20 protein-coding genes, 1 tRNA gene and 2 other RNA genes are annotated in these 26,419 nt (G+C 53.6%); 8 read left to right on the top strand and 15 right to left on the bottom strand.

Features of this window, described 5'->3' with window-relative positions; translation table 11 throughout:
* Positions 1-8 precede the first annotated feature (8 nt).
* The 6 genes from F3I20_RS08940 to F3I20_RS08915 all read left to right on the top strand — a co-directional run bounded on the left by F3I20_RS08940 (position 9) and on the right by F3I20_RS08915 (position 2,743).
* Positions 9-575, top strand: a complete 567-nt coding sequence (locus tag F3I20_RS08940; protein ID WP_190285950.1) for a flavin reductase family protein — start codon at positions 9-11, stop codon at positions 573-575.
* A 59-nt stretch (positions 576-634) separates the two neighbouring features.
* The gene (msrA, locus tag F3I20_RS08935) at positions 635-1,168 is read left to right on the top strand and encodes a peptide-methionine (S)-S-oxide reductase MsrA (protein WP_013358241.1); all 534 of its coding nucleotides are present in this window, start codon (positions 635-637) and stop codon (positions 1,166-1,168) included.
* A 269-nt stretch (positions 1,169-1,437) separates the two neighbouring features.
* Positions 1,438-1,525, top strand: a tRNA-Ser gene (locus F3I20_RS08930).
* A 45-nt stretch (positions 1,526-1,570) separates the two neighbouring features.
* Positions 1,571-1,698: non-coding RNA, RtT sRNA (locus F3I20_RS08925), on the top strand.
* A gap of 45 nt (positions 1,699-1,743) precedes the next feature.
* Positions 1,744-1,871: non-coding RNA, RtT sRNA (locus F3I20_RS08920), on the top strand.
* Between the two features lie 314 nt (positions 1,872-2,185).
* On the top strand, positions 2,186-2,743 hold the full coding sequence (locus F3I20_RS08915; RefSeq protein WP_150014920.1) for a serine acetyltransferase: 558 nt from the start codon (positions 2,186-2,188) through the stop codon (positions 2,741-2,743).
* A gap of 316 nt (positions 2,744-3,059) precedes the next feature.
* On the opposite strand, the gene phoH is transcribed toward F3I20_RS08915, so the two are convergent.
* The 5 genes from phoH to putP all read right to left on the bottom strand — a co-directional run bounded on the left by phoH (position 3,060) and on the right by putP (position 9,366).
* Positions 3,060-3,848, bottom strand: a complete 789-nt coding sequence (gene phoH / locus F3I20_RS08910; protein ID WP_033732961.1) for a phosphate starvation-inducible protein PhoH — start codon at positions 3,846-3,848, stop codon at positions 3,060-3,062.
* A 569-nt stretch (positions 3,849-4,417) separates the two neighbouring features.
* Entirely contained in the window at positions 4,418-5,695 is a 1,278-nt protein-coding gene (gene efeB / locus F3I20_RS08905; protein WP_150014914.1) for an iron uptake transporter deferrochelatase/peroxidase subunit, read from the bottom strand.
* A gap of 2 nt (positions 5,696-5,697) precedes the next feature.
* Entirely contained in the window at positions 5,698-6,810 is a 1,113-nt protein-coding gene (efeO, locus tag F3I20_RS08900; protein ID WP_150037480.1) for an iron uptake system protein EfeO, read from the bottom strand.
* Positions 6,811-6,865: 55 nt separating this feature from the next.
* Positions 6,866-7,690 carry an iron uptake transporter permease EfeU gene (efeU, locus tag F3I20_RS08895; protein WP_150014908.1) on the bottom strand — a complete coding sequence of 275 codons (825 nt, stop codon included), beginning with the start codon at positions 7,688-7,690 and terminating at the stop codon, positions 6,866-6,868.
* A gap of 191 nt (positions 7,691-7,881) precedes the next feature.
* A complete protein-coding gene (putP, locus tag F3I20_RS08890; protein WP_150014905.1) occupies positions 7,882-9,366 on the bottom strand; it encodes a sodium/proline symporter PutP in 1,485 nt (494 codons plus the stop codon).
* A 451-nt stretch (positions 9,367-9,817) separates the two neighbouring features.
* Between putP and putA the strand changes: the two genes are divergently transcribed.
* Positions 9,818-13,765, top strand: coding sequence for a trifunctional transcriptional regulator/proline dehydrogenase/L-glutamate gamma-semialdehyde dehydrogenase (gene putA / locus F3I20_RS08885; protein WP_150037481.1), 3,948 nt, complete (start codon positions 9,818-9,820; stop codon positions 13,763-13,765).
* A gap of 189 nt (positions 13,766-13,954) precedes the next feature.
* On the opposite strand, the gene F3I20_RS08880 is transcribed toward putA, so the two are convergent.
* Positions 13,955-14,617, bottom strand: coding sequence for a Fe2+-dependent dioxygenase (locus F3I20_RS08880; protein WP_150014900.1), 663 nt, complete (start codon positions 14,615-14,617; stop codon positions 13,955-13,957).
* 63 nt (positions 14,618-14,680) lie between these two features.
* On the opposite strand from F3I20_RS08880, the gene F3I20_RS23910 reads away from it, so the two are divergent.
* On the top strand, positions 14,681-14,950 hold the full coding sequence (locus F3I20_RS23910; RefSeq protein WP_190286156.1) for a hypothetical protein: 270 nt from the start codon (positions 14,681-14,683) through the stop codon (positions 14,948-14,950).
* 456 nt (positions 14,951-15,406) lie between these two features.
* Here the strand turns inward: F3I20_RS23910 and F3I20_RS08870 are convergent, their stop codons facing one another.
* From F3I20_RS08870 to F3I20_RS08830, 9 genes are all read right to left on the bottom strand, one after another.
* Entirely contained in the window at positions 15,407-16,474 is a 1,068-nt protein-coding gene (locus F3I20_RS08870) for an acyltransferase family protein (RefSeq protein WP_150037482.1), read from the bottom strand.
* Between the two features lie 456 nt (positions 16,475-16,930).
* Complete coding sequence (tcyN, locus tag F3I20_RS08865; protein WP_150014894.1) at positions 16,931-17,683, bottom strand: L-cystine ABC transporter ATP-binding protein TcyN; 753 nt, start codon at positions 17,681-17,683, stop codon at positions 16,931-16,933.
* Positions 17,680-18,348: a cystine ABC transporter permease gene (gene tcyL, locus F3I20_RS08860; RefSeq protein ID WP_013358251.1), complete on the bottom strand. Its 669-nt coding sequence runs from the start codon at positions 18,346-18,348 to the stop codon at positions 17,680-17,682. The genes tcyN and tcyL overlap by 4 nt, the downstream gene beginning before the upstream one ends.
* Complete coding sequence (tcyJ, locus tag F3I20_RS08855) at positions 18,348-19,148, bottom strand: cystine ABC transporter substrate-binding protein (RefSeq protein WP_150014892.1); 801 nt, start codon at positions 19,146-19,148, stop codon at positions 18,348-18,350. The genes tcyL and tcyJ overlap by 1 nt, the downstream gene beginning before the upstream one ends.
* Positions 19,149-19,261: 113 nt before the next feature.
* A complete protein-coding gene (locus F3I20_RS08850; protein WP_150014890.1) occupies positions 19,262-20,248 on the bottom strand; it encodes a D-cysteine desulfhydrase in 987 nt (328 codons plus the stop codon).
* Between the two features lie 204 nt (positions 20,249-20,452).
* Positions 20,453-20,956 (bottom strand): flagella biosynthesis regulatory protein FliZ, encoded by a 504-nt coding sequence (gene fliZ / locus F3I20_RS08845; protein ID WP_008926851.1) that lies wholly within the window; start codon positions 20,954-20,956, stop codon positions 20,453-20,455.
* Between the two features lie 50 nt (positions 20,957-21,006).
* A complete protein-coding gene (locus tag F3I20_RS08840) occupies positions 21,007-21,729 on the bottom strand; it encodes an RNA polymerase sigma factor FliA (RefSeq protein ID WP_003854529.1) in 723 nt (240 codons plus the stop codon).
* 142 nt (positions 21,730-21,871) lie between these two features.
* Positions 21,872-22,840 carry an HNH endonuclease signature motif containing protein gene (locus F3I20_RS08835; RefSeq protein WP_150037483.1) on the bottom strand — a complete coding sequence of 323 codons (969 nt, stop codon included), beginning with the start codon at positions 22,838-22,840 and terminating at the stop codon, positions 21,872-21,874.
* A gap of 169 nt (positions 22,841-23,009) precedes the next feature.
* A complete protein-coding gene (locus tag F3I20_RS08830) occupies positions 23,010-26,417 on the bottom strand; it encodes a glycosyltransferase family 2 protein (protein ID WP_150014886.1) in 3,408 nt (1,135 codons plus the stop codon).
* Between the last annotated feature and the right edge of the window lie 2 nt (positions 26,418-26,419).

Genomic DNA, 26,419 nt, shown 5'->3' with positions numbered 1-26,419 from the left:
GCTACGCCATGAGCCAACGCATGCACAAATATGCTTTTCCGGTCAGCAAAGCCCGTAAATATCTTGAGCCCGGTCCGGTATTGCTGCTCAGTTCGCAGTATCAGGATCAGCATGACATCATGACGCTCGGCTGGCACACGGTGCTGGAATTCTCTCCGTCACTGGTCGGCTGCATGATTGCCGGCATGAATCACAGCCACGAGCTGATCCGCAACAGCGGTCAGTGCGTGCTGAATATTCCTTCTGCCTCGCTGATTAATGAAGTGGTAGCGGTCGGCAACAGCCACGGTGACAGTATTGATAAGTTTGAGGCGTTTGGCCTGACGCCGGAACCAGCTCAGGTAGTGGGTGCGCCGATGATTGCCGAATGCTTTGCCAGCTTTGAATGTCAGCTTTATGACGATTCCATGGTCGCCCGCTACAACCTGTTTATTTTTGAGATCGTTAAAGCGCATGTCGCCGGGGAGCCAGAATATCCCGCTACCCTGCACTACACCGGTGAAGGCCGCTTCAGCGTGATGGGCGACAAAATGCTGGATAAGAGCGGAGATTTTAAACCAGAGATGCTCATCTAGTTGAAAGCGCTCTGCTGCGCCCCCATTCACCTCTTTCGACCTGACAGGAGTAAATTATTATGGCAATCGAATACGCAGTTATCGCTGGCGGCTGTTTCTGGTGTACCGAAGCGGTATTTAAAGATGTGATCGGCGTAGAGTCGGTTGAAAGCGGCTATACCGGCGGAGCCCGTCCTAATCCGACCTATGAGCAGGTCTGCAGCGGTGCAACCGGTCATGCTGAAGCGATCCGCATTGGCTTTGACCCGGAGCAGGTCACCTACGGCGATCTGCTGGATATCAGCTTTGTCACGCATGATCCGACCCAGCTTAACCGTCAGGGCAATGATATTGGCACTCAGTATCGCTCCGCCATTTTCCCGGCGAATGCAGAGCAGGAAGCAGAAGCGCGCGCCGCCATTGAACGTGCCCAGGCCGACCATGATGTGCCCGTGGTCACCACGATTGAGCCGTTGAAAGAGTGGTATCCCGCCGAGGCGTATCATCAGGATTACTGGGAAGGTGCGGGCCAGCGCAACGGTTACTGCATGGCAGTCATCCCACCGAAACTGCAGAAGCTGCGCAAGAGCTTCGCTAATCGGGTGAAGAGCTGATTTAGCGTCTGACGGTGCGGCGTCTGGCTGGGAGACAGGCCCGGACGCCGCAACGGGTTATTTCCGTAGTAATGCAGCCCTGAACATGAACCGGTCTGCTTTTATTACTGAGGAAGATGGCGCATAAATGGCCGGTTTTAAGCCGCAGTAAATGGATTCGTTCAGAGCTTAAGCGAATAGATCGAAAGAAAAAAATAGTGCTTGACCCTTTTCAGCCGACTCCCTATAGTACCGCCCCGTTGACCCAGCGCGGTCAGCGAAGTAAATGTGGTGAGGTGTCCGAGTGGCTGAAGGAGCACGCCTGGAAAGTGTGTATACGGCAACGTATCGGGGGTTCGAATCCCCCTCTCACCGCCACATTCCGAAGAAGAGCCTGAACTTTTGTTCAGGCTTTTTTTTTGCATATTGCAAAGTAAGAGGGGGTGAGAACCCCCGCCGGGGTTCGACAGCGGGCGCAGCCCGATGGACAGCGGAGCCTGCGACGCTGCCCGCAGGGTGAGCGAAGCGAATCCATCCCCCTCTCACCGCCACATTCCGAAGAAGAGCCTGAACAAACGTTCAGGCTTTTTTTTTGCATATTGCAAAGTAAGAGGGGGTGAGAACCCCCGCCGGGGTTCGACAGCGGGCGCAGCCCGATGGACAGCGGAGCCTGCGACGCTGCCCGCAGGGTGAGCGAAGCGAATCCATCCCCCTCTCACCGCCACATTCCGAAGAAGAGCCTGAACAAACGTTCAGGCTTTTTTTTGCATATTGCAAAGTAAGAGGGGGTGAGAACCCCCGCAGTGGAAACGATCGCATGCTGAGCGAATTCCTCTCTTCGCTGATGTTCCCTTTCTTTAATTTCCCTATGCTTTGCTCATTATTCTTATTTGAGGCCATTAATTAAATTTACGTAATACCCAAACTGGAAAGTTTAAATTTAATTCTGCGACACATTAAATGACCTGCCTCAAAAAGCACCTGCTATAGCCTGTTACTCTACGCGGCTATAAATTTGCAAAACGCTGATAAAGAACGATGAAAAAAGATGAATTAAAAAAACACCTGCATGAATGCTTACGTCGTGAAGTTATGATAAGTGATAAACCTTTTAGCTGGGCGCGTACGATTCATAAAGCCATTAAGTGTCCGGACAGGCGATTTAATTTCTGGTGGCGGATCGTCTCATTTCTGTACCATTCAGAGAGTAAAACCTCAACGATGCTCGCGAAGAAAATTAATCGTAAATTAATTCAGAAGTACAACACTGAAATCCAGCCCGGCACCCAAATCGGACCGGGACTGACAGTCAGCCACTTCTTATCGGTGGTAATAAATGAATGCACCGTTATTGGCTGTAATTTCAAAATCCGTCAGAACGCAACAATCGGCATCCCCGGCCGCAGAGATAACAGCACACCCGCCCGCATCGTTATTGGCGATAATGTTGAAGTGGGTGCCGGAAGTTGCATCATTGGCGACGCCCTGGTTATAGGCAGTAACGTCACTATCGGCGCGATGTCATTTATCAATAAGAGCATCCCGGACAATAGCCTTGTTTATACCGAAAAAACGCTGATCATCCGCCATAAATAACAGCCAGCGTTATGGTTAAACTGTACGAAAGTTTCCTGCATAACACTATGCAGGGCGTACCCCTGAATGTCAGCCTGCATTATTCCGAAGTCATGGTCAAAACCTTGATGTCTGACTTATCAGCATCAGCCTGTCATTAAATCCGTCAGGCAACACCCCTTGCCTCAGCTTTTTTATATTAAGTCTGCGGTGCGATTATTCACAACGTCACCTGTTTTTCTGACATCCACGCCGTTATAGCGCCCTAACCTAAACAGACAATAAGAAAACCCGACCGGAGCCGGGTTTGGGCGCTACACTTCTACTCAATCGAACACTAGCTGTACGCGTGCAGGGTGCGCTGACACAGCGCTGAACGCACACAATCCTCTTTGCCGAAGCGCACAATGCCAACCATCTCGTCCTCTTCAAAACGCGCCAGCGCGTCCGCGAGACCAGAAGGCACCCCAGCGGGCAAGTCGCACTGGGTAATATCGCCGTTAACAATGACCGTGACGTTTTCGCCCAGTCGGGTCAGGAACATTTTCATCTGCGCGGCGGTCACGTTCTGCGCCTCGTCCAGAATTACCACAGCATTTTCAAAGGTGCGGCCACGCATATAGGCGAAGGGCGCAATCTCTACCTTGGCAATTTCCGGACGCAGACAATATTGCATAAATGATGCGCCAAGACGTTTAACCAGAATGTCATACACCGGGCGGAAATAAGGGGCGAATTTCTCAGAAATATCACCGGGCAGGAATCCCAAATCCTCATCTGCCTGAAGTACCGGGCGCGTAACAATAATCCTGTCGATATCCTTATTAATCAGGGCCTCAGCTGCTTTTGCAGCACTGATCCAGGTTTTACCACATCCGGCCTCACCGGTTGCAAAGATCAGCTGTTTCGTTCCTATGGCATTAAGATAGTGCGCCTGGGCTTCATTACGGGCTTCAATCGGTAGCCGGTCACGCGTATCGCGCGCCATGCCAATTGCATCCAGTCCGCTCATATGCACCAGCGAAGTGACCGACTCTTCTTCACGCTGACGATGACTCCGGGAGTCATTACGAAGCACTCTTCTCGCTTCACGACGCGCTTTGATCACTGCTTTCTGTCTTCCCATAGTGGCACCTTTCAGTTGGTTTCATTTCCCGCGCGAGGCCGGTGGCCCGTTGCGATTACGTGAACGCTTTAGAGGTTTCAGTTGGCTTCCTTTTGAGCCATGACAGGACAGGATAGTGGGTATGCAGCAGCGCAATAGCGTGGCTGAACACCGGATAAAACAGGCTGTGCTAAAACAAAAGAAATGGTTGAAGGAAGGGAGAAATAACGAGGCAGAATTGCCCTCGCGGTCAGGCGCAATTTATTCAGTGACAGTAACGTTCCATAAAAGACTCGACCCATGCGCGAACTCCAGTGTGATACATCGACACATCCGATTACGCCTGTTGAATAAAGTGCATCATTTCGTTGGACCTTTGCAATAGTAATTTTACCTGCTGGCAAAGGAATTGCTAATCACACGTAACTATTTCTTTTAAGGCGAAATGTAAAATTAATAGATTACAGTAACTTAGAATATTTTATATATGCCAGAGAACGGTTTAATCTCAGCGAAAACTCAGTAAGCAAAGCGCTGAAACCGAAAAGGCAGGCGGTCTGGGAGAGGCCGCCTGGATGGTTAAAATTTAATCAGACTTCAAGCAATGGCTGCGCTAAATAATGGCTGGCGTCGGGGACACCGGGTAAAACGAAAAAGTAACCGCCGCCAAAAGGCCGGATATATTCTTCCAGCGCTTCCCCGTTCAGGCGCTGCTGCACGGTCAGAAACCCACGTTCCAGATCGTGCTGGTAGCAGACGAACAGCAGCCCCATCTCCAGCTGGCCGGATGCAGAGATACCCGCCGAGTAACTGTAGCCGCGTCGCAGCATCAGGCTGCTGGCCGTCTCAGGTGTGCGAGGGTTGGCAAGACGGATGTGCGCATCCAGTGCAATCACGTCGCCGTCCGGGTCACGGGCGTAATCCGGAACGTCACGCTCATGCTTCATCCCCAGCGGCGCACCGCTCAGCTTCTCGCGTCCAAAGATGGTCTGCTGCTCACCCAGCGGCGTGCGGTCCCACATTTCGACGTGAAAGCGGATAAGCCGCACGGCCTGATAGCTGCCGTTGCGTGCCCAGGCAGGTTCATCCTGGTCCGCGGTCACCCAAAGCAGTTGGTTCATCAGCACAGAATCGTGAGTATCCGGATTCGCGGTGCCATCTTTAAAGCCCAGCAGATTGATCGGCGTCTCCTGCCCCTGACTGCGTGCCGCGTGGTCGGAGATAAAGCCTTCGCGCCGCCAGCGTACACCCAGCAGATCGGGCGTATGCTTGATGATGTCACGCAGGGCATGAATCACTGTGTCCTGGGTGTTGGCGCAGAGCTGTAACAGCAGATCGCCGTGACACTGGCTGGCATCCAGCGAATCATTGGGGAAACGCGTCATCGGCTGCAATTTTTTTGGTTTATGCGGCGCCAGACCAAAGCGTTCGTCAAAGAGCGAGTGCCCGACAGATACGGTAATCGTCAGATTATCCGGCGCGATCGTCGCTCCCAGAATGCCGGAATCCATCGGCGGCAGTTGCGGATTGGTGACCGCAGGTGCCGGACCGCCTTTAGTGAGAAAGGCGATACGCTGGGTCAGCAGCTGAAAGAGACGCTTCAGTTCGGCTTTATCGCTGCTGAGCAGGTCAAACGCCACCAGCATCATTGATGCCTGCTGAGGCGTCGTAATGCCCGCCTGATGCTGACCATAAAACGGTTGCATCTGTTGTCGCGCCTGCGGCGTCACCGTACCTGGCGAAAAGCTGTCAGCGGCAGCGGTGTGGAACGGACAGCCGCCGCCGATGGCCGCCGCCCCGCCAAGCAGACCCAGTCCTTTCAGTAAACGACGACGCGCAGGTTGCGCGTCATCTTCCTTACGACTCATGATTAATCCAGACCCAGAGTGCCACGAAGTAATGAAAGATCTTCCGCCAGCGCGGTGATCGGCCCTTTCAGCGCGTTACGGTCAGCGCTGGTCAGCTTCTCATAGGATTCGAAACCGGTTTGGGTGCGGTACTTGCTCAGGATCGCATCCACTTTTTTGAAGTTGGCGTCAACTTTGGCCAGCAGCTGCGGATTTGCTTTGCTCACCAGCGGTCGCAGCAGCTCAACGATTTTCTGTGCACCATCGACATTGGCCTGGAAATCCCACAGGTCAGTGCGACTGTAGCGATCTTCCTCGCCGGAAATCTTGCTGGAAGCCACTTCTTCAATCAGACCGGCTGCGCCGCCGACGACTTTGGCTGGCGGGAAGGCCAGTTCGCTGATGCGCACCTGCAAATCTTTTACATCTTTACTCAGCTTATCCGCGTAGTCCGCCATGTCTTTGGTGCTGTTATCAGCAAACAAAGCTTTTTCCAGACGGTGGAAACCGGTGAACTTCGGATCGGCTGATTTCTTCTCGTAGTCATCTTCGCGGGCATCAATGCTGCCGTCGAGATCGGAGAACAGCTCAGCAATGGGCTCAATACGCTCATAGTACTGACGGGTCGGGGCAAACAGCGCTTTGGCTTTTTCCACATCGCCCGCTTTAACTGCGTCCGTAAACGCCTGGGTGCTGCTCACCAGCTGGTTCACCTGCTCCGTCACATAGGCTTTATATTCGGTGATCGGCCCTTCCAGCTGCATACGTGGAGAAGAGCTGACTGTCGCTGCACCCTCCCCTTTTACAATCAGCTTGCCTTTCGGATTGCTCAGCAGGCCACAGGTCATCTCATAATCGCCCGCTTCCAGATTGGCAGTCAGCTTCTGACTGAAGCCCGGCGCGATGTTTTCACGCTCTTCCACCACCAGCACGCCTTTAAGGATCTCCCACTCCAGCGCTTTCTGGCTGTTGTTTTTAATCAGGAACTGGGTTTTGCCAGCCTTGACCGTCAGGCTCATCGGCTCACACTGCCTGTCATTGACGCTTACGGTAACCTGAGGAACCGCTGCGGTAGCCGATGCGGAGATTGCCAGCAGAGGAAGCAGCAGCGCCTTGCGGCGGAAACGCATTGTCATCTCGATATTCCCTGTTAAGTTGCAGGCGCGGCGGGCGCACCTAAAAAATGTCTGATTACACCGTCGCCGACGCAGCAGGTCGCGCAGGCATAAAGAACAGAATCAGCGCCGGGATCAGATAGACGAAGTAAATCGTCACTTCACTGACGCTTGGCGTCTCCTGATAACCCAGAATGCCTTCCAGCAGCGTGCCGAACAGCGAATGGGTCGATAAGGTATTGCTGAGATCAAAGGCCACATCCTGAAAGCGATTCCACAATCCCGCTTCGTGGAAGGCGCGAATCGCACTGGCTGCAAGGCCCGCCGCGACAAAGAGGATGAAAACGCTGGTCCAGCGGAAGAAATGCGCCATGTTCAGGCGGATACCGCCCCAGTAAAGCAGCATGCCCAGCACCACGGCGGTTGCCAGACCCAGCACCGCGCCGATCGGCGGCGCATAACCGACATCCTGCGTAAAGGCCGCCAGCAGGAAGAACACTGACTCCAGCCCTTCACGCGCCACGGCAAGAAACACCATCAGCACCAGCGCCAGACCGCCCCGGCCTGAACGTTGCAGCGCCTGATCGACCGCCTGCTCAAGCTCGACCCGAATGTTGCGGGCGACTTTGCGCATCCAGAACACCATTGAGGTAAGGATTACCACCGCAATCACCGCCACGATGCCTTCAAACAGCTCCTGCTCTTTTTGCGGGAATTCACCGGTAGTCGCATTGATAAACAGACCCAGGCCCAGACAGAGCGCAGCGGCGATAAACACGCCTGCCCACATCGCCGGAAACCATTGGGTGCGCTGGGTGCGCTTGAGATAGCTGGCTATCAGGCTGACTATCAGCGCGGCTTCAAGCCCTTCCCGCAGCATGATGAGAAACGGAACAAACATCGCCAACCTCTTGAATGTTAAGCAGCGTCAATGAACAGTAAAATCAGGTAAAGTGTAAACGATACCGATTATCATTATCGCTGCGAAAAAAACAAGTTACTGGCGGAGATAATTTCATCCTTGGGTGATTTATCTTTGTAACAAAAAAAGCCCGCTCCTTGCGGGGCGGGCTTTGATGATTAACGCTTCGCTTATTTGGTCTGGAACTCCGCTTCTGCGGCAGCAAAGCGCTGCTGCGCTTCGGCTGAGGGTTCACGTCCCATCAGGCTGAAGACCACAATCGCGATGCTGGCGAAGATGAAGCCAGGGATGATTTCATACAGTCCCAGCCAGCCATACTGTTTCCATACCAGCACGGTCAGGGCACCGATAATCATCCCCGCCAGCGCACCGTTGCGGTTCATACGCTTCCAGCAGACGCCAAACAGCACCACCGGACCAAACGCCGCACCAAAGCCCGCCCAGGCGTAGCTTACCAGGCCCAGCACGCGGTTTTCCGGGTTCGACGCCAGCGCAATCGCAATCAGCGCCACCAGCAGCACCATCAGACGCCCTACCCATACCAGCTCTTTCTGACTGGCATTTTTGCGCAGGAAGCCTTTATAGAGGTCTTCGGTCAGGGCGCTGGAGCAGACCAGCAGCTGACAGCTCAGCGTTGACATCACTGCTGCCAGAATGGCAGACAGCAGAATACCGGCAATCCACGGATTGAAGAGAATGCGCGCCAGCTCGATAAAGACGCGCTCAGCGTTATCATTGACGCCGGTTGCCAGGGTCGGGTTGTTCTGGAACCAGGCAATACCGAAGAAGCCAACGGCCACCGCGCCCGCCAGACAGAGCACCATCCACGTCATACCGATACGGCGTGCGGTGCGGATAGAGCGATGCGAATCTGCCGCCATAAAGCGCGCCAGAATATGCGGCTGTCCAAAGTAGCCCAGACCCCAGCCGAGCAGCGAGATGACCGCGACAAAATTCAGCCCTTTCAGCATATCGAGGTTTTCAAGGCTCTTCGCCTCGATTACCGCCATCGAATCGGACCAGCCACCGACGGCGATAATCACAAATACCGGCGTCAGGATCAGCGCAAAAATCATCAGGCTCGCCTGAACGGTATCGGTCCAGCTCACCGCCAGGAAACCGCCCACCAGGGTATAGAGGATGGTCGCCGCGGCACCCGCCCACAGTGCAGTCTCGTAACTCATCCCAAAGGTGCTTTCAAACAGACGCGCACCGGCTACCACACCTGAGGCGCAATAGATGGTGAAGAACACCAGAATCACAATAGCGGAGATAACGCGCAGGATTTTACTGTGGTCTTCAAAGCGGCAGGTAAAGAAGTCCGGCAGCGTCAGGGCATTGTTATGATGCTCGGTCTGAACACGCAGGCGACCGGCCACGATTTTCCAGTTCAGCCAGGCACCGATCGTCAGACCAATCGCAATCCAGCTCTCAGAGATGCCGGAAATGAAGATGGCACCCGGTAAGCCCATCAGCAACCAGCCACTCATATCGGATGCACCGGCAGAGAGTGCCGTGACCACACTACCCAGACTGCGGCCACCGAGGATGTAATCATCGAAGTTTTTGGTCGAGCGATAAGCCGCAAAACCGATTAATACCATCCCAAGAATATAAACCACAAAGGTCACCAGCATCGGTGTACTTACACTCATCTGTCTCTCCACTTATTATTTGATATCCCAAGGAAATCGCCAGCTACCCGCCTGCCGGAACGGGGCAAAGCGGGTCGATTTTCTTCGTCAGGGCGTCAGTCATTTCCCAGCGGCGCGGTATCCTGCCGGAAAGGCGTTCCGCGCACAATGGATTTAACACAGGCGTTACAGTGATTTCACTAACCGTTTGTGAAAACGTGCTGATAGGTTGCACTCGCTCACAGTTATCTGGTTGCACCTCTGTATAACCGGCCGGAAACCCGCTTTTTATCAGGCCAGCCGACCTGGCGAGGATCTTGCAGCAATATCCGTGCCGCATTGCGGGATTTAACAATTGCTGATGTCAGAAGGGTGTTAACTGGCTCACATTTAACACGGTTGCACAAAGTTGCAACTTAAGTGATAGTGCAGCCAACGCCGTACCGAACCACTATTAAGGAGCTCTGGAGTCATGGCTACAACCACCATGGGTGTAAAACTGGATGACGCGACACGCGAGCGCATCAAACTGGCTGCGCAGCGAATTGATCGCACGCCACACTGGCTGATTAAACAGGCGGTCTTTAACTATCTCAGCCAGCTGGAGAGCGGCGACGCCGTGCCGGAGATCCCGCTTTCTGCCCAGGCCGCCGCGGAATCGGACGACATCCAGTCAGAGGAGACGCACCAGCCGTTCCTTGACTTCGCAGAGCAGATTTTACCTCAGTCCGTGACGCGTTCAGCGGTGACTGCCGCCTGGCGTCGCCCGGAGACCGATGCGGTCCCGATGATGCTGGAGCAGGCACGGTTACCCGCGGCGCTGGCAGAGAAAACGCATCAGCTGGCTTATCAGCTCGCCGACAGGCTGCGGCACCAGAAAGGTGCAACCGGACGCGCTGGCATGGTGCAAAGCCTGCTGCAGGAGTTCTCTCTTTCTTCACATGAAGGTGTGGCGTTAATGTGTCTGGCGGAAGCGCTGTTGCGTATTCCTGACAAGCCGACACGCGATGCGTTAATCCGCGACAAGATCAGCAACGGTAACTGGCAATCTCACCTGGGACGCAGTCCGTCGCTGTTTGTCAATGCGGCGACCTGGGGCCTGTTGTTTACCGGCCGGCTGGTCTCGACCCACAATGAGGCGAATCTTTCCAGCTCGCTCAACCGCATTATCGGTAAAGGCGGCGAGCCCCTGATCCGCAAAGGCGTGGATATGGCGATGCGTCTGATGGGTGAGCAGTTCGTCACCGGTGAAACCATTGCTGAAGCACTGGCGAACGCCCGCAAGCTGGAAGAGAAAGGTTTCCGTTACTCTTACGATATGCTGGGTGAAGCGGCCCTGACCGCAGGCGATGCCAAAGCCTATCTGCTCTCTTATCAGCAGGCGATTCACGCCATTGGTAAAGCATCAAATGGTCGTGGCATCTATGAAGGCCCGGGCATCTCCATCAAGCTCTCAGCCCTGCATCCCCGCTATAGCCGCGCGCAGTATGAGCGGGTGATGGATGAGCTCTACCCTATTTTGAAATCGCTGACGCTGCTGGCCCGCTCTTATGACATCGGCATCAACATCGATGCAGAAGAAGCCGACCGGCTGGAGCTGTCGCTGGATTTACTGGAAAAACTCTGTTTCGAGCCAGAGCTGGAAGGCTGGAACGGCATCGGCTTCGTGATTCAGGCTTACATGAAACGCTGTCCGTTTGTGATCGATGAGCTGATCGATCTGGCGCAACGCAGCCGCCGTCGCCTGATGATACGTCTGGTGAAAGGCGCATACTGGGACAGCGAAATTAAGCGCGCCCAGATGGAAGGCCTGGAAGGCTACCCGGTTTACACCCGTAAGGTTTACACCGATATCTCTTACCTGGCCTGCGCTCGCAAACTGCTCTCTGTTCCCAGCCTGATCTATCCGCAGTTTGCCACCCACAACGCCCACACGCTGGCCGCGATTTATCAGCTGGCAGGCAATAACTACTATCCGGGTCAGTATGAGTTTCAGTGTCTGCATGGCATGGGTGAACCGCTGTATGAGCAGGTGGTTGGCAAAGTCGCTGACGGTAAGCTGAATCGCCCCTGCCGTATCTATGCGCCGGTCGGCACCCATGAAACCCTGCTGGCCTATCTGGTGCGTCGACTGCTGGAAAACGGAGCCAACACCTCCTTTGTTAACCGCATTGCCGATACCTCGCTGCCGATTGATGAGCTGGTAGCCGATCCGGTGACTGCTGTAGAGAAACTGGGTGTCAGCGAAGGCGCTATTGGTCTGCCGCATCCAAAAATCCCGCTGCCGCGCGAGCTGTATGGCGAGACCCGCGTGAACTCAGCGGGTCTGGACATGGCTAACGAACACCGTCTCGCCTCACTCTCCAGCGCCCTGCTGAGCAGCGCCGCACAGCCCTGCCTGGCCGAGCCGATGGTCGACGGTGAAGCGGGTGCGGGTGAGTTGCGCGACGTTCTGAACCCGGCCGCACCAAACGATCGTGTAGGTCAGGTACGTGAAGCCACTGAGCAGGACGTCTCTGTGGCGCTGGATGCCGCCGTGAACAGCGGACCGATCTGGTTTGCTACCCCGCCGCAGGAGCGTGCGGCGATTCTGGAACGCGCCGCACAGATTATGGAAGGCCAGATGCAGCAGCTGCTTGGCATCCTGGTACGTGAAGCAGGCAAGACCTATAACAACGCCATCGCGGAAGTGCGCGAAGCGGTGGATTTCCTCTATTACTACGCCGGTATGGTGCGCGACGATTTCGACAATGAAACCCATCGTCCGTTGGGTCCGGTGGTCTGCATCAGCCCATGGAACTTCCCGCTGGCGATCTTCACCGGTCAGATTGCGGCTGCACTGGCCGCTGGCAACAGCGTGCTGGCTAAACCGGCTGAGCAGACTCCGCTGATTGCCGCGCAGGCGGTTCAGATCCTGCTGGATGCGGGTGTGCCACCAGGCGTACTGCAACTGCTGCCGGGTCAGGGTGAAACCGTGGGCGCACAGCTGACCGGGGACAATCGGGTCCGTGGCGTGATGTTTACCGGTTCAACCGCTGTCGCGAGCCTGCTGCAGCGGAATCTGGCCGGTCGTCTTGATCAATACGGTCGTCCTGTACCGCTGATTGCGGAGACCGGCGGGATGAATGCGATGATCGTTGACTCTTCCGCGCTGACTGAGCAGGTAGTGATCGATATCGTCGCATCCGCCTTCGACAGTGCAGGACAGCGCTGTTCTGCCCTGCGTCTGCTCTGCATTCAGGAAGATGTCGCCGACCATACGCTGAAGATGTTGCGCGGCGCGATGGCGGAGTGCCGCATGGGCAATCCGGAGCGCTTCTCAACGGATATCGGCCCGGTGATTGACGCCGAGGCAAAAGCCAATATCGATCGCCATATTCAGGCGATGCGCAACAAGGGCTTCACCGTTTATCAGGCAGTACAGGATAATCCGCAGGACAGCAAAGAGTGGACCAGCGGCACCTTTGTCAAACCGACGCTGATTGAGCTGAATCAGGTCAGCGATCTGGATAAAGAGATTTTTGGACCGGTGCTGCACGTGGTGCGTTTCACCCGCAACAACCTGCCGAAGCTGGTAGAGCAGATCAACGCCTCCGGCTATGGCCTGACGTTGGGTGTGCATACCCGCATCGACGAGACCATCGCACAGGTTACGGCCAATGCCCGTGTCGGTAACCTCTACGTTAACCGCAACATGGTGGGCGCGGTAGTCGGCGTCCAGCCGTTTGGCGGCGAAGGCTTATCCGGAACCGGTCCGAAAGCCGGCGGTCCGCTCTATCTCTACCGCCTGCTGGCCAGTCGTCCGGATGGCGCGCTGCGTCTGACCTTTGATCGTCAGGATGCCGAGCGCCCGGCAGACAGCACACTGCGTCAGGCACTGCTGGCACCGCATCAGGCACTCAGCAACTGGGCAAAAGATAAACCGGAACTGGCGCAACTCTGCCAGCACTATGGCGAGCTGGCGCAGGCAGGCGTGGTCCGTCTGCTGCCTGGTCCGACTGGCGAGCGCAACACCTTCTCGCTACTGCCGCGCGATCTGGTGCTTTGTCTGGCAGATAACGAGCAGGATGCGTTAATCCAGCTGGCTGCCGTGACCAGCGTCGGCAGTAAAGCGCTGTGGCAGGATGATGAGCTGCATCGCGCGCTGCGGGCCTCGCTGCCTGATGCCGTGAAAGCGCGCATCACGCTGGCACATGACCCGTTAGCGGCAGAGTTTGATGCGGTGATCTATCACGGTGATGCCGATCAGTTGCGCACCCTGTGTGAACAGATCGCAGCGCGTGATGGCGCGATTGTCTCGGTGCAGGGCTTTGCCCGCGGCGAAACCAATCTGCTGCTTGAGCGTCTGCTGATTGAGCGTTCGCTGAGTGTGAATACCGCGGCGGCAGGCGGTAATGCGAGTCTGATGACTATTGGGTAAGGGGCTTTGGCTGTCAGTCTTGCACTGAATCCCGATCATGAACAGTTCGGATGAATGAATGTGTAGTGGACAGATTAACTCTGCCACTACACATTTTCATGTCCCGTTTTTATCATCTGGAATCTGATGAGATATTTAGCGTCAGAATGACTTTTAACGGATATGCCGGGGTTTGCGTTTCAACTTACCTTAATCCTCGACCCAGCGCCGAAGCAGGTTTGACTGCGTCTTTGCCAGCAGGTCCATTTCTGGTGTCTTTCCTAACAACTCGAAGAGTCGATGCCGGGCAGTGTCCAGATCAAAAAGCGTCTCCCGATCAGCGGCATTCCGCACAAAACTGCGCACCCAGGTGACCGCGGCTAACCGCTCGCCAGAGACGACAGGCGCAACACGATGCAAGGATGTTGTGGGATAGGTTACGGCATAACCGGCCGGTAGCTTCACCTCGCGCTCACCGCCAGGAGAATCCATGACCAACTGACCGCCTTCATACTGGTCTGGATCCGAAAGGAAAATGGTTACGGAAACATCAGTGCGCACCCCTCTCATAATTGAGTTATCAACATGATTCCCATACTCCATGCCCGATTCATAGCGGCTGAACATCGGGGGAAGGATAATTTTGGGCCTCACAGCCATACGGAACAAATCATTGCTCATCAGGCGATCTGTGACGAGTTTCTGCATATCTGCCAACGCTGGATCAGTGCGAGCAACTTGTTGGTTCCGTTTCACCGGGCGAGCCTCTCGTCCAGCAGTAACGCGACCATCAACATAACCGGCATGACGCATCTTTTCGCAAAGCAAACCCGCTTCATTTGAATTAAGTAAATTGGTTATCACAACTAACATGTATAATCCCTTCTGCAATTAATCCTTAGGAATGTTTATCCTAACACTGAAGGAACAGTAAACATGCGTTTAAAATTATGGATTGGCGTCGGTATCTTTGTCATGGCTCAATCAGGACAGTCCGCACTTGCTGCGGTTGAAAATAGTCGTGTCAGTGCTCACCCGATAAGTGACCTGCGTGGTGAGCACGAAGGCGGTGAGTACGAAGGCGGTGAACATGAAGGCGGTGAGCACGAAGGCGGCGAGTACGAAGGTGGCGAGCACGAAGGCGGCGAGCACGAAGGCGGCGAGTACGAAGGCGGCGAGTACGAAGGCGGCGAGTACGAAGGCTAAATAAAAAGGAGTCTGGGGCTTTTATTCAGGCTTCAGACTCCTTCCTGAGCAGATTTTTTAAAAAAGTAAGCTGAGAAGGCCACAGGTTTTATAAGTAAGCGAGGCAGTTTGAGAATAAACATTACATAAGCGTTACGATAGCTTTAAATAAGACAACACTGTTAAAAAATCATTAACAAAAAAGTCATGCTAATACGTTAGCAATTATCTGCTTCTGAATTAAAGCGTGAATACGCTGAAATCCCCCCTTGCCATAGCTCTGTCAATTCCCGGTTACCCTGGCCGGCAAAACAACGACGTTGCATCCAGCGTTGCGGGTCAGGAGTACGTCAGGCAGAACGTGACGGGGGAACACTATTTCCCGCCGCCCGCACCGTTTCACCCTGCGTCAGTCCGACTTCCCCCGGCTGCCTGATGCGCGCATTCATTGGCTGCCACGCGTAACCCGGTGAGCCACTATCCAACCCGCTTCATTAAGGTTGGAAAGACAAACAGCGACTGTCCGACGCCACGGTTTGTCAGCGACCAGATCGCCACTGAACAGAGCGAACAAAGGCCCACGATGGCCACCGGATAGAAACAGGCCCACAGGAACGAAAACCATGCCTGCCCGAACAGATGATGCCGCTGCGCGAACAGAATCGCGGACATCCCAAAGAACTCGATGAAAATACGATGAATGACGTAAATCTGCAGCGTATTGCGGCCCACCCAGTTGAGATAGCGCATGCTGAAATGCTGATTCAGCCAGCGGCATGCAGCAATACTGAACAACACCGCCAGCACACACAGGAACAGACTCTTATCCAGACCGAATATCACATGAATACCGGCGACCGCAGCAAGCAGCGCCCAGGGCATCAGATTCTCTCGCCGCCATTCACTCAGGCGCAGCATGGTCTGGCTCCAGAACGTCCCTAGCAGGAAGAACAGGAAATATTGCGCCAGACTCTGCGGCCCCCAGAACGGGATTACTTTTTCGACAGCCAGATAATTCAGCAGAATCGCCACCGCTACCAGGGCCAGCTTATATTGGCGAAAAACTTTGGCGCAGAGGAAATAGAGTCCCAGCCCATAGAGATACCACGAGGTACTCATGGCCATAAAGGTCAGCTTGAGAAATTCAAACAGCGAACCGGCATAGGCGGCATTCAGATTCTGCGAAATCCGCTGGCCGGTAATTTCTGTGGAGATGCCAGTGATGGACCACCACTGAATAAACCCCCACAAAATATAGAGATAAAAAAGATTGGTGATGCGGCTGGTAAACACCTGTTTCCAGGGCCGGTTAATAATACCATTGGTCGCCAGCAGTCCCGACACAAAGAAAAAGGCGGGCATACGCAGCGGCGACAGGACCGTATTAAACTGTATCCATATTTCGGCGGGGATCCACCCGGCAGTGAGGTATTTCATCGTCCCTTCAAAACCCGGTAATACCGTGTGGTACAGGACCACCAGTAATATGCAGGCACCCTTCAGGGTATCTACCCACAATATCTGGTCTGACTTAGTCTGGCTCATTCAATGACTCCTGCTATGTAGGTCAGAATGCTGGAAAGTAAAAGCGAGGAAATCAGTATTGCTTTTATGATTATCCAGCGATTATTCGCCATTGAACCGATGATGAATGTAGCGAAACTCTTAAAAGCCGCGGGGTGGACCTGATGCCACAGTTATTTACTCAGCAGAACGTTTCCTTACACTTATTAATCATCATGAAAACAGGCTAATTATCAGCGTTACAGCCGGAATAATGAGAAAGAATTTTTCATAGTGCAGGAAATATAAATAAGAGAAAGCGGCACCGGGAAAAACCATTAAATAACCGATGAAAGGAAAAGATTTGTCAGATGCAGCAAAAGGTTTAACGGCTGAATAATGGGTTGTGATATCACGGCACGCATTATGCTGACAGCCGTCCGTTATCGTTTAAACAGTGGGGCGATTAAAACTGCCTTCCCCGGGAAGGCAGTGAGGTTACTGACTGAGGAACTTATCGAGGAACTGACGGGTACGCGGCTGCTGAGGATTACTGAATAACGCTTTCGCCTCGCCCTGCTCCACAATGCGCCCCTGATCCATAAAAATAGCGCGGTCAGCGACGTCGCGGGCAAAGCTCATCTCATGCGTCACGATAACCATGGTGCGTTTCTCTTCGGCCAGCGCGCGAATAGTGCTGAGCACCTCACCCACCAGCTCCGGATCCAGCGCCGAGGTTGGTTCATCAAACAGGATCACTTCAGGTCGCATTGCCAGTGCACGCGCAATCGCCACGCGCTGCTGCTGTCCACCCGACAGACGACGCGGATAGCTCTCCTCTTTGCCGTGCAGCCCGACCTTCTCCAGCAGCGTGCGGGCGCGGGCTATCGCATCCGCTTTCGCTTCACCTTTGACGATAACCGGCCCTTCAATGATGTTCTCCATCACCGAACGGTGCGGAAACAGATTGAAGTTCTGGAAGACAAACCCGACCTGCTGACGCAGACGACGCACCTGCTCTTTCTGCTTACTCTGGGCCAGCGCCGCATCCACGGTAATCTCTCCGACGCGGATAGTGCCGCTGTCCGGTACTTCCAGCAGGTTGATACTGCGCAGCAGCGTGGTTTTACCCGAGCCGCTGGGGCCGATAATCGCCACCACTTCACCGGCAGCCACATCAAGGTCGATGTCGTGCAGCACCCTCTGGCCGTTAAAAGATTTCACCAGCTTTCTGACTTCGATGGCGCTCATTTCGACTCCGAATCCTGACGATTAACATGCTGTTCCAGCCGGTTCTGCAACGCAGACAACACCGTTGCCATTACCCAGTAAATCAGCGAGGCCGCCAGATACATAGTAAAGACTTCCAGCGTGCGCGAGGTGATCAACTGCGCCTGACGGAACAGTTCCGGCACCTGAATGGTCGCCGCCAGCGAGGTATCCTTCACCAGGCTGATAAAGCTGTTGCCCAGCGGAGGCAACGCGGTGCGGGCCGCCTGCGGCAGGATCACCCGGCGCAGGGTCTGCCAGCGGGTCATGCCGATACTCGCTGCCGCTTCCCACTGTCCGCGCTCAATCGATGCAATCGCGCCGCGCAGTGACTCTGAAGCATACGCGGCGGTATTCAGGGAAAGACCAATCATCGCGGAGGGGATCGGATCCAGCTCAATGCCAAACTGCGGCAGGCCGTAGTAGATCATAAACAGCTGGGCGATCAACGGGGTCCCACGGAAAATCGAGACATAGATCCGCGCCAGCCAGCGAACCGGCCAGAAGCGCGACAGACGCATCAGTGCCAGAATAAAGCCCAGCAGCAGGCCGAAGAACATGCCGCCGATGCTGAGCTGTAGCGTAAACAGCGCGCCTTTTAATAAAAAAGGTGCTGAATCCAGCACCAGTTGAAGACTTTCCTGCATTATTTCGTCACGTCCGCGCCAAACCATTTCTGAGACAGCTTGCTCAGCGAGCCATCTTTCTGCATATCAGCAATGGCCTGGTCGATCGCTTTCAGCAGATCGTCGTTGCCTTTACGCACTGCAACGCCCGACTCCTGACGGGAGAAGGCACCACCCGCAACCGCCATGGTATCCCCGGTTTTCTTGACCAGATCCAGCGCGGCCAGACGGTCAACCAGAATGGCATTCAGACGACCAGAGCGCAGATCCTGATATTTTGTCGGGTCATCATCATAGGTCCGGATGTCCACGTCCTTCACGTTCTCACGCAGCCACTGCTCGTAGTTGGTGCCCAGCCCCACGCCCACTTTCTTGCCCGCCAGATCGGCCGGTTTAGTGATGGTATTCGCGTTGGCTTTCATCGTCAGCGCCTGAATGCCAGAGACCGTGTATGGCGTGGAGAAGTCATACTTCTTCTTACGCTCATCAGAGATGGTGACCTGGTTGATGACGACATCGATACGCTTCGCGTCGAGTGAGGCCAGCATGCCGTCCCATTTGGTCGGTTTCAGGCTCGCTTTAACGCCCATGTGCTGCGCCAGCTGTTCCGCGAACTCCACTTCAAAGCCGGTCAGCTTGCCCTTTTCATCCTGGAAACTGAATGGCGGATAGGTGCCTTCCAGCCCCACCAGCAGCGTGCCACGCTCTTTAATTTTGTTCAGCAGGTTTTCGGCTGCAAATGTTTTAACGTTAACGCCTGCGATCAGCGCCACCGCCATGACGCCCATCACCATCTGACGACCTGCACGAGAAAAGGACATATTCACCCCATTATTGACAGTATTGTGTGTGTGTTTTTATAAGGGCAGCACCGCGAGTTGCTGCCAGTCCAGAATGATAACGCACGGAGTATAAACTGTTTTATTCGCTTGTCTCAGACCGAAGGATGATAAGCAAATAACGCCGGTGCGCCGCCCGTATGAATAAACAGCAGCGGACCTTCACGACGGAAGCGATTCTGACTGATGCCATCCAGCAATCCAGCCATTGCCTTGCCGGTATACACCGGGTCAAGCAGGATGCCTTCCAGTTGCGCCAGCAGTTTCACCGCCGCCATGCCTTCATCATTGGGTTCACCGTAGCGTGGCGCAAAATAGTCATCCCACAAGGTAATCGGTGCCGTGGCCTGCACTTCCAGCGTCTCCGCCAGCGACTGACGCAAACGCTCTACCAGCGGCAACTGCGCATCGACCTGGCGTGAAACGGTGACGCCGACCAGCTCAGTTTCCGGCAGCAGATGTTCCAGGCCTACCGCCAGTCCGGCATGCGTGCCAGCACTGCCCGAAGCGACAACCACGGCGGCGAAATCGACCACGCCTTCGCTCTGATGGGCGATCTCCTGCGCGCACTCTACATAGCCTAGTGCACCCAGCGCATTTGAGCCGCCTACCGGCACGATGTAAGGACGGAAGCCCTGAGCTTCCAGACGCGTAGCCTCTTCAGCCAGCTGCTCTGCGGGATTGTGCAGTGCATCGACCCTTATCACTTCCGCGTCCATCAGGTCCAGTAACAGACGATTGCCGTTGCTCAGGTAGTTTTCAGCGTGGGTGCCAATCGGGTTTTCCAGCAGCGCCACACACTTCAGGCCAAGCCGGGCCGCGACGGCCGCCGTCTGTCGCACATGGTTAGACTGGATCGCGCCCGCTGTCAGCAGCACGTCTGCGCCTTCGCGCAGCGCATCGGCTGCCAGGAATTCGAGTTTGCGCAGCTTGTTGCCGCCCATCGCCACCGGTGTGAAGTCATCACGTTTGATGAAAATATCGCGACCCAGATAGTCGGAAAGCCGTGGCAGATGTTCTAACGGCGTCGGTGCGCCAAGCAGTTCAAGACGCGGGAATTGATGTAACAGATGTAAAGACAAGACTGCCTCCGGTCGGGCATGAAAATTATCCTTACAGTGTTGCAGAAGATGCGCAAAGGATCACCCTGATTCAGGTGTCCGCAGATGCGGTAATAAAGAGGCGAGAAGAAAGAAGCGCCGTGCTCCCCCTTCCCTTTTACCTGGCTGGCAGGTAAGGGAGAACGTGCCGCAGGCACGCGGGGGAGCAATCGGTGCAGAACAGGCTTACGCCTGCTGCCAGCCTAAAAACTGATCGTACTTGCGCAGCGCGATACGGTAATTGTTATTACCGGCATCGGGCAGATCGCTTTCCAGGCACTGATGCCAGCTATTTCCTTTAAGCTTTTCAGCCGGGAAATTTTTGGCTTTCAGCATCTCATCCAGTCGACGCAGACGCACCACATATTCACGAATCGTGCTTGGGCTCATCTCTGTCTGTTCAAACAAATATTGTTTAAACGCCATAATGTCGAAGTAATTAGGATGGGTATTACAAAAAATATCACTACAAAAACGACAAAGCGCGGTCAGTTCGGGCTGAAGTTTCAGCCACAGCTGTTCATCAATCATCTGGTCCATCCGTGCGATGGCCTCTTTATTGATGATCTGGCCACGAAAAACGAGCGCCATTCGATCTAATACCTTGCCACAGTGTGAACAGTTGCTCTGGCTGTGTTTATAGTCTTTAAGATAACGACTTAACGGTCTGGCCTTGGTCTTGGCTCCCATTACTGAGTCCCCGGTTTCTTATAATTTTGAATCGCCAGGAACTGATACTGCTAGCGCGCTCCCGCAAGTCGGGCCCGCAGGCGTTTAATCGCCTGACTGTGCAGCTGGCTGACACGGGATTCACCCACATCAAGTACCGCGCCAATCTCTTTCAGGTTCAGTTCTTCCTGGTAGTACAGTGTCAGCACCATCTTTTCACGATCGGGTAACGCTTCGATCGCTTCAATGACGCGCTCACGCAGACTCCCTTCCAGCAACTGGTGAAGCGGATTAGCCTCTTCATGGCCTTCCGTCACCAGCTCCGCGCTGTCGCCGTGCTCTTCCCGATACTCGTCGTAGGAGAAAAGTTGACTATTGTTGGTGTCCAGCAGGATCTGCCGGTACTCCTCCATGGAAACATTCAGCTGCTGCGCCACTTCCTGCTCGGAAGCAGATCGCCCCAGCGACTGTTCCACTCTGTGCATTGCGCCCGCCACTTCACGTGCGTTACGACGCACGCTGCGTGGTGCCCAGTCCCGACTGCGAAGCTCGTCGAGCATTGCGCCACGAATACGCTGCACGGCGTAGGTGGTAAAAGCTGTGCCCTGGAGCGCGTCATAACGCTCTACGGCATTTAACAGCCCTATCCCACCTGCCTGCAGCAAGTCGTCAAGCTCAACGCTGGCTGGCAGGCGAACCTGCAGACGCAACGCTTCATGGCGCACCAGCGGCACGTAGCGCTGCCAGAGCGAATGCTTGTCCATCACGCCTTCGGCGGTATAGAAATCGTTCACGTTGACTACCCTGCGTTAATGAAGTTATCGGCATGATTATCCAATTCTGTAGCGTTTTCGATTGGCTGAATAGGCGGGGTAAAACGAGGCTATTTGATTTTTGTTAAGTCAGCGTGCAGTTATTTCTGCACGCCTCCTGAAATTAACGACGGGCGCGCAGCCGTTGCCGCGTGGCGGGCGGCACCGCGGCCCACAAACTGCAGATACGCCCCTCCAGCTCCTGATACCAGGGCGCAATGTGCTGCCGTGCCTCCTCGCCGGGATGCACCTGAATCGCGCCTGATTCAGCATCAATGCTAATCAGTCGGTTAATAAATAGCCGCTGCAGATCGCTGCGTAAAAACAGGCCGTTATCAATACTGTTGTCTGCCAGAACGCCGTCATCGCCCACCTGCGTGTCGATATGACAGGCTTCCACCCACGGCCAGTTGTGCCGTTCAGTAAGCTCGGTGCCGGTCATCACGCAGGCACCATAGCGCGCTTTGACACCCGCGCTGAATTCCGCCTGGCTGGCACGCTGCAGCACCCGTGCTTTAACGCGACGTCCGACTTCAGTTCCAGGCATTACCGCCGCAGGGACTTTGTGCTGCGGCGTACTGAGCACCACGATGAACTGAATACGCTGCGATTGGGGAAAACAGGGGTCCGCCTGCGGATTAAAGAGTTGCCAATAGATGTCTTCATCATCCTGATGCATCAGCACCAGTTTGTAGCCGCGACTGTTTAACAGATTCTGTGCCGTGGCCGATTGTGGATCAATCATTGCGAAGACCTGACTGCTGCCCATCACTTTCCACAGGTTGTCGCGCTTATCGTTGTCGCTGCGACGAAAATAGAGGAAAGAGAGATTCTGCTTAAGGTAGTGCTCAAAACGGCGCAGATAATTTTTACGCTCATTGTCATGGGAGATGAACAGCAAATCTTCCAGCGGACTGTTGCTCTCTTCACTTGCGAACACCGCACGGATTTTCAGCGTGCGCAGGCCGGTAGACGGGCTCAGCAAGGCACGCGCCGTCAGCTCTTTATCATCAGGATATTGCAGCGCATAACGCCGGGCGATCTCGTCGAAGGTCAGCCGCTCGCCCGGTAAAAGGTCATAATTGAAGCGCATAGACACTCCACAAAGTTAAAATCAAAAATGATGTTGTTCTGTGGAGAGTTATCGGCAGGCTGGAGGGGAACTGTAACGGACGGGATGATCGTCATTATCTGGCTGACTGTGCCAGGCTGTGGAAATCCATGCACAGAATGGGTACGTATACGTACCCATCTTCCCGGTATCAGCGATCTTTACGGGCAAGCCATACCGGCAGTTCTCCGGGCTGGTAAATCCAGCGTCTGTTAACTTCCTGATAGAGGTTTTCACCGAGGCTTTGCATTAAAAACGGATTGCGGATCATTTTGTTAATCATAAATCGCCACTGCGACGTTTTATTTTTAATACGCTCAACGCTCATTATCTCTTTATAAGCATCGTGATCGCTGGCCAGCACCGGGTAACCGCAGGCACCTAACTGCGCGATAACACGATGCCCTTCCGCCTGGTTGAGTAACGAATCTGAGAGAGGTGCAAGCGCAAGGTTTAAATTTAAGGACTGAAACAACTGCGCAAGCCTGTTTTGCGGCACTTTACGATGATATTCATGGATAAAGGCTTTCCATGCGTCAGGACAGGCTCCGTAAATAATCCAGCAGACATCTTCACACATCTCCCTGATAAGCACCTCAATGTGCCGCCAGTCTTCCGGGTGCAAATCCGTCAGCACGATGCCCACTCTGGGCTTATCATGATTGACGGATAGAAACGGACGGGGCTGGATAAGTTGCTGCCAGTCTGTGCCGAGTTTGTCAGCCTGCAGGACGATGTTTTTATGGCTGAAAAGTTTCCGGGCAGCGTCATTTCTCACCACCAGCAGATCGGTGTTCTGCAGGATCTCATCATGATCAGACTGAAGACTGTTCATGATGAATGATGCTTTGGTCGCCTCAACAATAAAACGGGTGCCAGGGAAAAGGTGTCTTTTTTTGAACAGCAGCAAGTTTCTGTGAGCCATCACATCGCTCAGCACAATACACTCCGGCTTTATCCTGTAAAGTTCAGCAGCAGATAAACGCTGAGACATTAACGTATGTATGCCATTGCCGGCGTGTGAAACTGACAGGAAGCGTTCTTTTGCGCGCTGTGTTTCCGCAGAGTCTTCGGCATTAAACAAAAATACCGCATCGGGTTTTAAGCCCTGCCGTGCGGCTATCAGCGAACGATTATTCTCGCGGACTACATGCTCCCCATTCCAGGAGAGGTTAGGATTAACAGCAGGATCTCGGGCTAACCGGTCAATCCATTTATCATAAAAGAGAGAGGTGGCAGGGATGCGTTCTGCGTCAGAAAGGATGTCATCGCAACACACCCGTGACTGAGGCACGGCTAACATCAACGTTTCTTGATCAGAAGCCCTTAGCAGCAGGTCGCTAATCGCCGCATTTATCGTCGGGAACGCTTCATCCAGGCCCCCCGCCTGCTGGCAGGATACGGTTCTTAGCATGATACAGTCACTGCTGAGCAGTAAATATTGTCGTGGAACGATCAGTTCCAGGGCGTTCACCCCGTTCGATGAATGCCCTGTGTATGACGGATCGTAGTGATAGCGCACTGCTCCCTCAATCACGCCAGGTGAATAGAGATGGTTACGTTTATCTGTTAAAAATGGCGCGCAGGCGAGGAGTTCAGAACGCCCGCAATGATTCAACAAGGCGTTAAGCCACGCTACATTGTTAAAATAAATGCCACAGGAAAGATAAAGTGTAAATTCACCGCGCGCCACAGAGAGAGCATAATTCAGCGCACTGACGCTGCTGATTTTCTCATCAACGAAATAGACTCTGAAGATATCTTCATTTATTTCTGAGAGTGAAGATAGCCATGCTCTGACGCTCTCGTCTTCTGACAGATTATCGATAAAAATGATTTCATAGTCTGTATCAGTGACGGTGTCGACAAACGTCGACAGCGTCCGCTTAACCTGATCAATTTCATTGTCTACGATAAGAACGACGGTAAGCTTTTTAATTGCTGACGTATTGTAATGTATAGCAAACACGTTCTTATTTTTTTCAATTGAAGCATAGCTGTACCCTCTTAGCGTCAGGTGCTCTGCCAGTAAAGCCTGCGTTAACTCGTCATTATTATTGTCTGCTGATAACACCTCTAACACAGGCAGCGGGATATGCTGAATATCAGCCATCATTCGCGCATTGAGCAGTGGGAATAAAAAATCGATTTCAACCGTCCGGGGTGAAATGTCACGTGATTTAATTATCTCCATACACAATTCACGTCTGAAGAAAGCTCCCCTGGCAAAGCACTCTGGCTTCGCTAAAAAGTAATCAGGATCAAAATCGGGCAGAAAAAGTGACGAAGTTTCCCCATCCGGATCCAGCCAGATACGGTCTGTATAAAATGCCAGCGATGTCGTAATTTTTTCGCTGAAAAGTGAGAGACTGTTGAATATATTGGGGAAAATTCTGTCGCCAGAATGGAGAAACAGTATCCATTCATTCTGGTCTTCAGCCAGGATTTGGCTTAACCAGCGGCTGAAGTGATCCGGTTTTGGATCCTTTTTACTCATTTCCACAGTGGCGTAGATGTTAATATCCACGCACAACGTATGAAGTGAGGTGAGTGTAATATCGAGTGCCTGCTGCGATAGATTGTTATCCAGCACCACCACGCTGAGGGACAGACCGGCACTCGCTTCAGCCAGAGATTTTTCAGGCACGGGATAATGGGCCAGCCAGTTTTCCGTTGAGACAAACCTCTCTTCACTTTTCTTTTCTGCAGCCTTCTGCGTTTTACTAAAAAAGTGCGTTAACTGCTGCGAGAAATTTGCTTCAAATTTTCGCATGTGGTCGCGAACGTTAAAAAGCCCGGCACGCGTGCTCTCCAGTTCCGCGGGATCGTCACTAAAGCAGACACCCGCCCCGCCCATATCGCGAATCGAAGCGTCGGAGATGGCGAGTTTTTCATAACCCGGGGCGACCAGAGAAACCACCGGCACCCCACACAACGCAGCCAGGTTACAGGTTCCGGACCATTCAAAGGTGTACATCACCGTGGCCGACTTTAAAATTTCTGCCAGCTCTGCCAGAGGACGAGGATTTTTAACCGATATAATCGTGATATCGTCGGGTAAAGCAGTAAAATCGACTTTCTCTTCAGGTACCCGATTCAGATAGAGAAGTTTTGTCGTTTTTACTCTACCGTCATCCGAGAACATCTCTAAATCCGGGCCTACCATCGTTAAAAAATCAACGTCAGGTTCTTTCACAATCAGCTGTGAGCTATACCAGAAAAAGAGATCCTCTTCTGTTTCATTAAGACGATTACCATTGAGCAGCGCTTCATGATTTAACATGTAGCGCACGCAGACGTCAGCTTTAATTGGATTACCAGAATAAATTTCAGGATAAACAGCGATGGGGATCAGCGCCAATTTTTTATGCTGATCATAAATTTCAACATCCAGCTTAGGCGTAGTCCAGGCAGGATTGGTGACATCGCTATTTACCATCCATGCATTGCCGCCATGCAGATTGATTTGATGACAGAGTTTGTGCAAAGCCTGAATACCGCCGGATGACTCCCGATAATCAGGTGAAAATATATAATAAGGATGTTTGAATTCAGACATTG

Source organism: Candidatus Pantoea gossypiicola, assembly GCF_008632075.1.
Classification (GTDB): Bacteria; Pseudomonadota; Gammaproteobacteria; order Enterobacterales; family Enterobacteriaceae; genus Pantoea; species Pantoea gossypiicola.
The sequence above is the reverse complement of the archived record's forward strand: the minus strand, read 5'-3'. Positions and strand labels throughout refer to the sequence as shown.